This window comes from Pantoea osteomyelitidis (genome assembly GCF_044342975.1).
Lineage (GTDB): Bacteria > Pseudomonadota > Gammaproteobacteria > Enterobacterales > Enterobacteriaceae > Pantoea > Pantoea osteomyelitidis.
This window is the reverse complement of record NZ_JBGFSN010000005.1, coordinates 68,813-81,432: the sequence shown is the minus strand read 5'-3', so window position 1 is coordinate 81,432 and position 12,620 is coordinate 68,813. Positions and strand designations below refer to the sequence as shown.

Sequence of the window (12,620 nt, the reverse complement as noted above, 5' to 3'; positions counted from 1 at the left end):
CGTCCACTGGACGGTGTTTTTATTTATACTTCCGACGCCTCATCGCGCCGCAGCCAGTCTCCGCTGAGAATACGCTGGCGTCCTGCCACAGAACGTTGATAGACGTAAAGCCAGGCGCTGCCGTAAGGGGTTTGTATCAGCTGGCGCTTATATTCGCCCCCTTTGGTACGCAGCGCATCCAGTTCAGCCAGGGTTGAAGCATCGATGCGGTAAACCTCACAGTAAACCGCACCCTCGCCCGCGATCACGCCGGGATAGTGCCCCAGATTATAAAGCGAGAATCCCTCGATCTGATGGTCTCCTAACCATTGCGCATTGGTCATCCAGTGACTGTTTCCCTGTTTGCGCCGTAAACTGCCGTAGACAATTATTCGCATTGCTAAAACTCGAACTGATAGAGCACATCGAGAGCCTGGTCCACGCCGGACACAGCTTCCAAATAGAGTTTGGGCATCAGGCGATAACGCAAGGTTAAGGTCGCCAGTGAATCAAATATGCCAACACCATATTTTACTTGTAGACCCGGCAACACATAGCCGCTGACCTGCACCTGTTGCGTGTCGCCAACACCGGCAGTATCCAGGGCCAGATTACTGACGCCAAAGGTCTCGCCGATTTTACCCACAACCTGCCCACTTTGTGCAACCCCCAGACCAACCAATGCTGAAGTTAATGCGTTGCTGTCGCCATTGTTGTCCAGTCCCTGACCGCGCAACAGGTAAGAGAGCGCCTCCTGCTGCGACATCGCCGGATCGGAGAAAATCTCGACCTTCGGCTCGTCAGCCAGCCCGGTGACGCGCAGCCCCGCCGTGACGTCATCTTCCGTGGCGTCCGGGTTGCGGATCGCCTCCAGGTTGACGTAAGGCTGGTCCGGCGGACCGGCAAACTGCAGCTCGCCTTTGCGCACGATCAGATCCTGTCCGTAGGCTTTGAAGCTGCCGGAAGGAATGTTGATCTGACCATTCAGGCCCAGCCCGGTTTTATCCTGCACCAGCTTGAGATCGCCGTTGAGTTTCGCTTTCAGGCCAAAGGCCGAAAGACGCACATCGTTGCCGACGTGGATCACCAGGTTGCTGTTGATCGGAATACCGGCGGTTTTCGGCGCGATCGGCTTGAGATTTTCATCCAGCATCACCTCGTCGGACGAGACGCCCACCGCGCTCTCCGGCACCTCCTGCACGATAATGCGCGCCCAGGGAATCTCCACGCGCCCGTCGAGATTAAAGGCGGCTGGCGTCGCTTCAAACACCAGGTCGGGCGAGACGTCCATCCGCACCATCGGCGGCACGGTGACGCGCACTTTGCTGCCCTGCGCCGCCACGCGCGCGCGCCAGTTATCGAGCTGGCTCCAGTCGGCATTGCCGCTCAGGTTGATGCTGCCCTGCGCCGTCTGGATCGCGCCGTTCAGCGTCGAGCTCATGCCGTTAAACACCATGTTGAGGTTGGCGGCGGTAAGATCGACCGGCATAAAGCTGCCGTCCACATCCACGCCCTGTAGCCCCAGCTGGCCGAATACCTGCGGCTGCTGCAGGCTGCCGCCGAGACGCAGCGCGCTGTTCAGGTTGCCCTTGATGCTTTCTCCCTGCATCAGCGCCGGATTAATCAGCGCCAGCGAGATGTTGCGGATATTGACGTTGCCGCCCAGCGTGCGGCGGTTTGCCGGATCGTTGATCTGCACGTTGCCGTCCAGCTGACCGTTATTGGCGATACGGATCAGCCAGTCGAGCCGGGCCTGGCCGTTTTGCAGCGCGGCGTTGAGGTTAAGGGTGCTGAAAGCGATCGGCAGCGGATTGCCCTGCACATCCTGCGTCACCTTGACGCCATTGCCCTTCAGCGTCACTTTGCCGGTGGGCAGCTTGCCGTCGGCGGTCCAGTTGACATCGGCGTCGCCGCTGAACACGCCGCTCAGCTGCGTCTCATCGGTCAGGAAAGGCTTCACCATCGCCAGATCGAAACGGTTGAGCACCACGCGGGCATGGCCGCTCGGACCCGCTTCTATCGGCTGCGGCACGCAAAGCTCGGCGTTGGGGTTCTGCCAGCAGTGCGCGCCGATCGTGGCGGTCTGTTTCGTGTTGAGATAGTCGATGCTCATCGCCCGCGTCAGCCGCCAGACCCCGACCGGCGTATCAAAGCGGGTATCATTCAGATTTCCCTGCCAGCGCTGCGTTTTGCGGTCGAAACTGCCGTTCAGCGCCAGCTGGCCGGAAACCGGATCGCCCTGCACGTTCAGCTTCAGCTGATGCTTTTTCTCGTTGCCGTCGGCGTTGAGCGTCAGCAGGTTAATGCTCAGCGCATCCTGTTTCAGCTGTTCAACACGCAGCTGAAGCTTGCCAGCGATCTCATCGCTGGAACGCACATCACTGTTCAGCGTCACGCGGCGAATTTGCAACTGCTGCCAGCGCAGGCCGGTGGCGGTTAAATCGGCCAGCAGCTGAGGCGCCTGCAGCGTGCCGCGCGCTTTAAGCGTGCCTTTGGCGACGCCGCCCAGACCCGGCAACGCGTTGTCGAGATGCGGCGCGTCGATGGTGGCATCCAGGTTCAGGGTGTCGCCCAGCGCGCCTTTCACATCAATCAGGTTGCGTCCCAGCGCCAGCTGCAGGCCGGGAATATTCCACTGGTTGTAGCTGTTGCCGTAAAGCGAGCCTTGCGCCGTGACGGCGTTCTGCTTCACGTTCCCTTTTAGTTGCAGCTCCGGCACGCGCACCTGCCAGCTGCCGCCGTAGAGGCTGCCGCGCGTGGTGATTTTACCGTCCAGCTTCGCTGGCCAGTCCGGGTACTGTTGCGCGGTATTGATGCCCGACAGCGTCAGCTCGCTGCGCCAGCTGATCGCTTTGCTCCAGTCCAGCAGCGCGGTGAGATCAATATTGCCCTGCAATGCGGCGACGCGCAGCTTATCCAGACTGAACTGTTCAACGTTGCCTTTGCCATCCAGCGCCAGGGTCGCGGGCGGCACCGACTCCCCTTTCACCGCGGTGCGCAGCGACATCACGTAGTCGGTCGCCTTGCCGTTGAAGCGGAAGTCGAGGTTGTCCGCCTGATAAGCGACCGGGCCGGTCAGCGGCCAGCGCAGCTGCGGGCTGGTGAGCGTCATTGAGAGCGGCAGTTCCGCCACAGCGGGCTGAGCGGCGGCATCCAGCTGCGCCCGTACCGGACCGGAGAGATTAAGCGCCAGCTTTAATTCTTCACGCATCGCCCCGCTCAGGTTCATCTTAATCTTCTCGCCGCGGATCGGATCAAGATTAAGCGATCCGTTCAGGGCGAAGTTTACCGGCCAGTTATCCGCCAGCGTCGCCTCGCCGCTGGCATTGAGCAGGCCCTGCGGCGAATCGATATCCAGCGTTTGCAGCTGAAGCTGGCGATCCTGAGTTTTTGCCTTCAACAGCAGGCGGTTAATGGCGATATCGGTATCGCCGGTGATGCGCAGCTGCTCGCCCAGCACCTCCTGCACGTTGATATCCAGCGGCAGACGGAAATCAGGCAGCACCGGTAACAGCGGTTTGGCAAACATCGCCTGCAAAGTTTCGCCCAGCGGCTTCTCATTCGGCTGCGGCTGCTGCACTTTTGGCTGCACCACCTCTTCGTTCGCCACCTGCGCCGCTTTCGGCAGCGCCACCAGTAAGCTCTGAATGTGGGTCGGGGTTAAGGTCAGCGCGCGATCCTGCCACTGCAAACCGCTGGTAAAGTCGAGCAGCGAGATGGCGGTATCGTCCACCTTCACATTGATGTTATGCAGGCCAAGATGGCGCAGCGTGATGGGATAAGGTGTAGAGAGATCGCCGCTGCCGCTCTCCTCTTCAGGCGGCGCTTCGCTGGCAGGTGCCATCTTGCTGCTGTCGACCACCACGCTGAGATCCCTCAGCGAGATGTCGTCCACGCAGACGGCGGAGTGCGTCAGGCAGCCAAGCTGCACCGCCAGGTGGAACTCGCCGGCACTGACGCTGACGCCAGGCATATCATAGCGCAGGCCGCTGAGCGTCAGGTTACGCCAGCCGCCCTCGACCTGTTTGATTGAGAGACCGGGCACCCAGCGCGCCGCGCCGTTCAGCAACAGATGCAGACCCGGCGTGGTGCCGACCAGAAACGCCACGCTGCCCAGCAGCAGCAGCAGAAAAATCAAAATACCAATCAGGACCTTTTTCCACAGCTTCATAGTTCAGGCCCCAGACCAATGTAAAATTGCAACCCATGCTCCTCGTCATCGCCAATCGGACGGGCAATGTCCAGCTTAATCGGGCCAACCGGCGACGCCCAGCGCACACCGAAACCGGCACCGGTTTTGAAATTGCTTTGCTTGATGTCGTTGACCGCTTCACCCGAATCGACAAACACCGCGCCCCACCATTTGCCAGTAACGTTGTACTGATATTCCAGCGAACCGGTCGCCATTTTCGAGGCGCCGGTGAGCTTGCCCTCTTCATCACGCGGCGAAATATCTTTGTACTTGTAACCGCGAATGCTGCGATCGCCGCCAGCGAAGAAGCGCAGATCCGGCGGCACCCGCTCGAAATCATTGGTTTCGATCCAGCCCAGATTGCCACGCGCAACAAAGCGGTGCTTATCAGCCAGCGTGCGGATCCAGACGTTTTGCGCCTGCAGAATCAGAAAGTCGACGTCGGAACCCCAGGTGGTATCGGAGATATCAACGGAATAACGCTGCGAGTCGCCCCAGTCAGGCATCAGGCCGCCGCGTGAACGGGTGCGGTTGATGCTGGCGCCCGGATAGATCAGCATCGTGGTGTTGGTCACGCTGCCCTGGGTAAAGTGATCGAGACTCCAGCGCAGGTTAAGCGCTTTCTGCCAGCCGCTGCTGTTTTCCCAGTAGCGCGATACCGCCAGGGTACTGGAATCCGCCTGGGTATCATTGAGATCGGTGCGCTTCAGGCCGCCCTGGAACAGGTAATATTGCTCCAGCGGACTTTTCAGCAGCGGAACTTTGTAGCTAAGATCGAGCTGCTGTTCCGGCGCGGAGATATAGGCGCTGGCGCTCAGGCTATGGCCGCGGTCGTTCACCCAGGGCTTTTTCCAGGTGGTTTTCAGACGCGGGCCGACGTCGGTTGAATAACCCACGCCGGTTTCAATGGTGTTTTCGGTGCGCGGCGACACCACCGCGCTCAGCGGCAGAACTTTGGTTTTACGGCCCTGCTCAAATTCCGGCGCCACCACCACGGTGTTAAACCAGCCGGTGGCGGAGAGGCGACGGTTCAGCTCCGCCAGATCGCGCGAGTTGTACTTATCGCCCTTTTCAAACGGCACCAGGTTTTTCAGGTACTCCTCGCGGATCTGCGAGCCTTCGAAACTGACGTCGCCAAAGCGGTAGCGCGGCCCGCTGTCATAGTCGATGTTCCAGAACGCTTCGCGCCGCTCAACCGAGACGCCGAGCTGGCTGGTTTTAAAGTCGCCGTCAAAGTAGCCGTTATGCAGCGCAAGGTTAGAGAAGCCGTTTTTGAATTTGTTATAGTCGCCGTGGTTCAGCTGCGTTCCGACTTTCGGCCGCCCCTGCTTTACCCAGGCTTGATAGTCGGGATCGTCTTTCGCCTCGCCGCGTACGATGATGGTGCTGCCGCCGATTTTCACCGGTTCGCCGGGTTTGACATGGGCAATCAGCACCGGGCGCCCGCCCTTCGACGGCGCAGCGCGCGCCTCAAAGTCGATATCAGGTTCGTAATAGCCCAGCGCGCGCAAACCTTCTTTGATCGCTTCCGATACCCGTGCGCGGAAGCGGCCATCGTTAGAGACTTCGTCACTACCAATCGTGGAGAGGCGCGCCCTGACGTTTTTCTGTAAATCCCCGGTTAAGCCTTCCAGCTGCAATCGCACGGTCGCGGCCTGAACAACAGGCGCGGCGACAAGAAGGCTGGCCATGCAATAGAGATGAAATCGTGGCACGCTTACTCCTGTTAATAATATCTGCCTCTGTTCCACAAAGGCGTTAATCATCTGTGAGTGATAAAAACGGCGCATGGCTCACCAACAGCATAGCCCTACTTCCGCGCTGACGGCCTTTATATAACGGACAGTCAGCTAAAACATGACCTATTGTCGATAAATGACCGGGTGGATACAACAGCGGAGCGGCGTAATGCAGACCTGAAGCGGCGCACTCAGATTAATCCTGGCAAACTATTTCCGACGAGCGCCCTGTCTGCGGCGGGCTGCGGCGTTTTGATCTCTGGCGGCCACATCGCTGCTGCTGCTATAATCAACCGCCACAGGCATATCGCCTGGCTTCGTTTTCTGCCCCGACATCACTCTTGTCGAATTGGCGCAGACATTTTTGGCACGGATAGCCTGTTTAACGGGTGAGCACAACATGTGCGCTCTTTCCCGCGCTGCCCAGGCCAAAAATGACAAGTGTATAAACCTACGGATGTTTTATGTTAGATAGCTTACTTGTCATCATATTGCTGATCGTCATCAGCGCCTTTTTCTCGCTCTCGGAAATCTCGCTTGCGGCTGCGCGCAAAATTAAGCTGAAGCTGCTGGCTGACAACGGCAATATCAACGCACAACGCGTGCTGAAGATGCAGGAGACGCCCGGCACCTTCTTTACTGTGGTGCAGATTGGTCTTAACGCCGTCGCCATTCTCGGCGGTATCGTCGGCGATGCGGCCTTTTCCCCTGCCTTCAGCACCCTGTTTCAGCGTTTTATGGACCCGGTGATGGCTGATAAGCTCAGCTTTATTTGCTCTTTTATCATCGTCACCAGCCTGTTTATCCTGTTTGCCGACCTGACGCCAAAACGCATCGGCATGATCGCGCCGGAGACCATCGCGCTGCGCATCATTAATCCGATGCGCTTCTGCCTGCTGATTTTTCGGCCGCTGGTCTGGCTGTTCAACGGCATGGCCAACAACTTTTTCCGCATCTTCAAGATCCCTATGGTGCGTAAAGATGACATCACCTCGGATGATATTTACGCGGTGGTGGAAGCGGGCGCGCTGGCGGGCGTGCTGCGTAAGCAGGAGCACGAGCTGATTGAAAACGTGTTTGAGCTGGAATCCCGTACCGTTCCCTCCTCCATGACCTCGCGCGAAAACATCATCTGGTTCGATCTGCATGAAGACGAAACCAGCCTGAAAACCAAGATTGCCGGGCATCCGCACTCAAAGTTTCTGGTGTGCGATGGCGATATCGACCATATCGTCGGCTATGTCGATTCCAAAGAGCTGCTGCTGCGCGTGCTGGGTAACCAGAGTATGGCGCTGAACAGCGGCGTGCAGATTCGCTCCGCGCTGATCGTGCCCGATACGCTGACGCTGTCAGAGGCGCTTGAAAGCTTCAAAACCGCCGGTGACGACTTCGCGGTGATCATGAATGAATATGCGCTGGTGGTAGGGATCATCACGCTGAACGATGTGATGACCACGCTGATGGGCGATCTGGTTGGTCAGGGGCTGGAAGAGCAGATCGTGGCGCGTGATGAGAACTCATGGCTGGTCGAGGGCGGCACGCCGATCGATGACGTGATGCGCGTGCTGGATATCGACGATTTCCCGCAGTCCGGCAACTACGAAACCATCGGCGGCTTTATGATGTATATGCTGCGAAAAATCCCGAAACGTACCGATTTCGTTAAGTTTGCAGGCTACAAGTTTGAAGTGGTGGATATCGACAGCTATCGCATCGACCAGCTATTGGTGACGCGCATTGATGAGCGCCCGCCGGCATTGAATGTGTCGAAATCTGCTGATAACGAAGAGTAAAGCAGGAAATGTTAAAGGGCGCCGTCGGCGCCCTTCTCTTAATGGTATTCCATTTGCAGACGCAGCACCTGGCGGTTGATTTCAGACATCACGCTCAGATGCTGTATGTCTTTGATGCGCGGGATAAGAACCTTGCCCTTATCAAATTCAAACGCGCCGACATCCTTAATATACAACCTTCCTTTAAACAGCGTTTTTACATATTTCGCAATTTGCATCGGGTTATATCGCTGGAAGATTTTCATTGTTTTAACTCCTGTACAGTTTCAATACGCTTCGCCGCCGCCAAAATTGGCACGAACTCCTGAAGCGCAAAGTGCTGGTAAACTATAGAACATCATTTCCTGCCGTTGTTCCGAAAAATGAATTTATTTACTGATTTGACATATCATTACCGAACTCTCTGTTAACCCGCTCACATAATTCAGGAGAAACCTTCATTGTTTCGTAATCTGTGGCATCGGTTGCAAAGCGGATTGCCCAAAGCGACAGGCGCATCATCCCTGCCTTATATTGCAGTAACATGACTAACTGGTCTGATCACTTAAGGAAGCCTTTATGCGAGTCAAAGGTTTTGTCGTTGCGCTGGCGCTTTTGTTGCCGGGCGCTGTCTCCGCCCATGTTTTTATTCAGGGAGAACGTGTGCCGGCGGTCGGTATCGCCGATAGCGGCGAGTTGCTCTATCAACAAGATAAGTTTAGCTATAAAAACTGGAACAGCGCCCGGCTGCCTGGAAAAGTGCGCGTCATTCAACATATTGCCGGTCGCTCTTCGTCGAAAGAGAAGAATGCCGCGTTGATTGAGGCGATCAAAGCGGCGGGCTTCCCGCGCGATCGCTATCAAACCACCACTATCGTGAATACGGATGATGAGATTCCGGGTACCGGCATGTTTGTGCGCAGCAGTATCAGAAACAATAAGCAGCACTATCCCTGGTCGCAGTTTATTGTCGATAATCAGGGCAACGCCAAAAAGGCCTGGCAGCTCGCCGATGGCGGTTCAGCCATTGTGGTGCTGGATAAAACCGGGCGTGTGCGCTTTGCCAAAGATGGCGCGCTGACGCAGGAAGAGGTGGTAAAGGTGGTAGCCCTGCTGAAGCAGCTTCTGCAGGCATAGAAGATATGACGGGAGAACGACGCCTCCCGTCCGCCGGTCAGTATATCGAGACGCGAAAGCCCGGATTAAGGAAAGATTCACGCGGCGCGTAGTCCAGTGTTTTGCCATTCCAGTCATGCACATGCGCGCCAGCGGCGATCGCCACGGCGTGACCTGCGCCGGTATCCCAGATGTTGGTGGGTCCGAAACGGGGATAGAGCTGCGCCTTACCCTCGGCCACCAGGCAGAATTTCAGAGAAGAGCCAATCGCCGTGGTTTGATGTTCACCCAGCTGATTCAGATACTCCTTCAGCTCATCATCCGATGCAGCATGAGAACGACTGATAACCACCAGCGGCGGACGCGCGTCAGCCGCCTGGATTTGCATTCTGTTGCCGTTCTCCTCTTTCCAGGCTTTGCCCTCAGCAGCGGCATAAATCACCCCCAGCGCTGGCGCATACACCACGCCCAGCACCGGCTTTCCCTGCTCGATCAGGGCGATATTCACCGTGAATTCGCCGTTGCGCTTGAGGAACTCTTTGGTGCCGTCGAGCGGATCCACCAGCCAGTAACGCTGCCACTGCTGACGCACCTCCCAGCCAGGCGGATCTTCTTCTGACAGTACCGGCACGTCGGGCGTTAACGCTTGCAGCCCCTGCAGAATGATGCGGTGCGCGGCAAGATCCGCGGCGGTGACCGGCGAATCATCAGATTTGTGAGAAACGTCAAGCGGTGCCTGGCCATCGTAAACTTCCATAATGGCGTCGCCCGCCGCGCGCGCCAGTTGGCAAATTTGCTCTAACATTTTTCACCTCTTCGTATGCTTATTTCGATGGCATTTTCCTTCGCATCAGCCAGATAAATTTTAGCAGCTCCGCCTCGGCTGCCGTTGCGCTGTGGTAAGAAAATGCATTTTGTTATTTATCAATACCATAGTTAGCCCCGGGTCGCTATCTTTGCGCACAGGCCTTTACTGGCAGGCGAGCAATGCCGGAGTGACATGCGGCTTTTACGATACGCATCACATTTTCATCTGACAAAACGTCAAATTTTTGCATTACTTTGAGAGCTTTACCGCTGAACTGATTCAGGAGAAACAGATGCTTAAGCCCGGCATGATGCTACTGGCGATTGGACTCTCCACCGCTGTGCAGGCAGCGACGATCGATCTTCGCGTTCTTGAGACCACCGATCTGCACAGCAATATGATGGATTTCGATTATTACAAAGATAAGCCCACCGAGAAATTTGGCCTGGTGCGCACCGCATCGCTGATTCATCAAGCACGTAATGAAGTGAAAAACAGCGTGCTGGTGGACAACGGCGATATTATTCAGGGTAGCCCACTCGGCGATTATATGGCGGCGAAAGCACTGAGCAAGGGCGAAATCCATCCGGTTTACAAAGCGCTGAATCAACTGCATTACAGCGTCGGCAACCTCGGTAATCATGAATTTAACTACGGTCTGCCTTATCTGCAAAAAGCGCTTGCGGGTGCCCGTTTCCCCTACGTTAACGCCAATATCATCGATGAGAAAACCGGCCAGCCACTGTTTACCCCTTATCTGATAAAAGAGACCCCAGTGATTGATCGTGACGGCAAGGCACATAGCCTGAAGATAGGTTATATCGGCTTTGTTCCGCCGCAGATCATGGTGTGGGATAAAGCTAACCTGCAAGGCAAAATACGGGTCAACGACATCACCGAAACGGCACGCCGCTACGTACCGGAAATGCGCGCCAAAGGCGCAGATGTGGTGGTTGCCATTCCCCATTCTGGTCTGAGCAGCGAGCCGTATCATGCGATGGCGGAAAATTCGGTTTACTACCTCAGCCAGGTGCCGGGTATCGACGCCATCCTGTTTGGACATGCACATGCCGTTTTTCCGTCTGACGATTTCGCCGCTATTAAAGGTGCGGATATCGCGCAAGGAACGTTGAATAAGATTCCGGCGGTAATGCCGGGCATGTGGGGCGATCATCTCGGCGTGGTGGATTTGGTGCTCAATAACGATAACGGCAGCTGGCGCACGGTTTCCAGCCAGGCGCAGGCGCGACCGATCTATGACCAGGCCACGAAAAAATCGCTGGCAGCGGAAGATGCCGATCTGGTGAAGGTGCTGGCGGACGATCATCTTGCCACGCGAGAGTTTGTGGCCAGGCCCATCGGAAAATCCGCCGGAGTGATGTACAGCTATCTCTCACTGATTCAGGACGATCCCACAGTACAGATCGTCAATAACGCCCAGCGTGATTACGTGGAGCGTTTTATTCAGGGCGATCCCGATCTCGGCAAGCTGCCGGTACTCTCTGCTGCCGCGCCGTTCAAAGCGGGCGGACGTAAAAACGATCCTGCCAGTTACGTTGAAGTGGAAAAAGGCGCACTCACCTTTCGCCATGCGGCGGATCTCTACCTCTATCCCAATACGCTGGTGGTCATGAAGATCAGCGGCGCGCAGGTCAAAGAGTGGCTTGAGTGCTCGGCGGCGCAGTTTAATCAGATCGATCCCCACAACCCGGCGCCGCAGGCATTGATTAATTGGGATTTCCGCACCTATAACTTCGATGTGATCGATGGGGTGAATTATCAGATCGATGTGACGCAGCCTGCCCGCTACGATAGCGAGTGTCAGCGCATCAACGATAGCGCGTCACGCATTAAAAACCTCACCTGGCAGGGCAAAGCGATTGATCCCCAAGCCACCTTCCTCGTGGCGACCAATAATTACCGCGCTTACGGCGGCAAGTTTGCCGGAACCGGCGAACGCTATGTGGCTTTCGCCTCACCCGACGAGAACCGCTCGGTGGTGGCCGCCTATATTAGCGCGCAAACCAAAGCGCATGGCGAAGTGCGGCCGCAGGCGGATAATAACTGGCGGCTGGCGCCGATTCAGAGCGACACGCCGTTGGATATTCGTTTTGAAACCGCGCCGGGGGAAAAAGCGACAAACTTTATTCAGCACTACGGACAATATCCGCTGAGCGCGAAAGGCAGCGACAAGGTAGGATTTGCCATCTGGCAGGTGGATTTACAGCAGAAGTGAGTATCAGGGCGGCTTTGCCGCCGCCCTGCGCGAACTTACAGGATTTCCAGCAGTTCGACTTCAAAAATCAGCGTGCTGAACGGCGGAATGGAGGCACCCGCGCCGCGCTCGCCGTACGCCAGGTTTTGCGGGATCACCAGTTCCCACTTGGAGCCAACCGGCATCAGGGTCAGCGCTTCAATCCAGCCAGGGATAACGCCGCTTACCGGGAATTCAGCCGGCTCGCCGCGCGCCACTGAGCTGTCAAACACCGTGCCGTCGATCAGCTTGCCGGTGTAATGGACGCGTACGTGATTCTGGCGAGACGGAATAGGGCCGTCGCCCTGTTTAATCACGCTGAACTGCAGACCGGTTTCAGTGCTGTTCACGCCTTCACGCTGGGCGTTTTGCTCAAGGAACTTCTGTCCCTCTGCCGCCATCGCCTGGGTGCGCTCACGACGCACGCCTTCGGCACGCTCGTGGACTTCACGCAGCGCGCGATGCACCACGTCAACCGGCACCGCCGGAGAGTTCCCTTCCAGCGCGTCGCGCAGGCCCGCGAGCAGCGCTTCCGGCTGCAGACCCTGCAGTCCTGATTCCTGCAACTGCTGGCCAACCTGTAAACCAATACCGTAACTTGCTTGTGCTTCGACGCTGTCGAAAGAAGGGGTCGTCATCTCTGTTCCTGTGATCTCGGATAAATTCGAACGGCCAGCATAACAGCGCCGGACGCCGCCGTAAAATCCCGTGCGCCGCAGATGACTTTTCGCAATGAAAGAGAAACAATAAGCGCGTCAAA

At 56.8% G+C, this 12,620-nt stretch carries 9 protein-coding genes; 3 read left to right on the top strand and 6 right to left on the bottom strand.

The features are described from left to right. Positions 1 to 23 precede the first annotated feature (23 nt). The 3 genes from ABU178_RS14045 to tamA are packed head-to-tail and all read right to left on the bottom strand — an operon-like array spanning position 24 to position 5,886. Complete coding sequence (locus tag ABU178_RS14045; RefSeq protein ID WP_397215969.1) at positions 24 to 377, bottom strand: gamma-glutamylcyclotransferase; 354 nt, start codon at positions 375 to 377, stop codon at positions 24 to 26. Positions 378 to 379: 2 nt separating this feature from the next. Continuing rightward, positions 380 to 4,150: an autotransporter assembly complex protein TamB gene (gene tamB, locus ABU178_RS14040; RefSeq protein WP_397215967.1), complete on the bottom strand. Its 3,771-nt coding sequence runs from the start codon at positions 4,148 to 4,150 to the stop codon at positions 380 to 382. After that, positions 4,147 to 5,886, bottom strand: coding sequence for an autotransporter assembly complex protein TamA (gene tamA / locus ABU178_RS14035; protein ID WP_449590198.1), 1,740 nt, complete (start codon positions 5,884 to 5,886; stop codon positions 4,147 to 4,149). Before tamA ends, tamB begins: the two co-directional genes overlap by 4 nt. 488 nt (positions 5,887 to 6,374) lie before the next feature. Between tamA and ABU178_RS14030 the strand changes: the two genes are divergently transcribed. Then, complete coding sequence (locus ABU178_RS14030) at positions 6,375 to 7,703, top strand: hemolysin family protein (RefSeq protein ID WP_397215965.1); 1,329 nt, start codon at positions 6,375 to 6,377, stop codon at positions 7,701 to 7,703. A gap of 38 nt (positions 7,704 to 7,741) precedes the next feature. Here the strand turns inward: ABU178_RS14030 and ABU178_RS14025 are convergent, their stop codons facing one another. Beyond that, on the bottom strand, positions 7,742 to 7,948 hold the full coding sequence (locus tag ABU178_RS14025; protein ID WP_397215963.1) for a DUF1107 domain-containing protein: 207 nt from the start codon (positions 7,946 to 7,948) through the stop codon (positions 7,742 to 7,744). Positions 7,949 to 8,261: 313 nt separating this feature from the next. Between ABU178_RS14025 and ABU178_RS14020 the strand changes: the two genes are divergently transcribed. Beyond that, the gene (locus ABU178_RS14020; RefSeq protein ID WP_397215961.1) at positions 8,262 to 8,819 is read left to right on the top strand and encodes a YtfJ family protein; all 558 of its coding nucleotides are present in this window, start codon (positions 8,262 to 8,264) and stop codon (positions 8,817 to 8,819) included. 37 nt (positions 8,820 to 8,856) lie between these two features. Here ABU178_RS14020 and cysQ read toward each other — a convergent pair whose 3' ends face one another. Next, complete coding sequence (cysQ, locus tag ABU178_RS14015) at positions 8,857 to 9,603, bottom strand: 3'(2'),5'-bisphosphate nucleotidase CysQ (RefSeq protein WP_397215959.1); 747 nt, start codon at positions 9,601 to 9,603, stop codon at positions 8,857 to 8,859. A gap of 295 nt (positions 9,604 to 9,898) precedes the next feature. Here cysQ and ABU178_RS14010 point away from each other — a divergent pair, with 295 nt between their 5' ends. Continuing rightward, on the top strand, positions 9,899 to 11,842 hold the full coding sequence (locus ABU178_RS14010; RefSeq protein WP_397215957.1) for a bifunctional 2',3'-cyclic-nucleotide 2'-phosphodiesterase/3'-nucleotidase: 1,944 nt from the start codon (positions 9,899 to 9,901) through the stop codon (positions 11,840 to 11,842). 35 nt (positions 11,843 to 11,877) lie between these two features. Here ABU178_RS14010 and fklB read toward each other — a convergent pair whose 3' ends face one another. Next, positions 11,878 to 12,498: an FKBP-type peptidyl-prolyl cis-trans isomerase gene (gene fklB / locus ABU178_RS14005; protein WP_397215955.1), complete on the bottom strand. Its 621-nt coding sequence runs from the start codon at positions 12,496 to 12,498 to the stop codon at positions 11,878 to 11,880. Positions 12,499 to 12,620 lie beyond the last annotated feature (122 nt).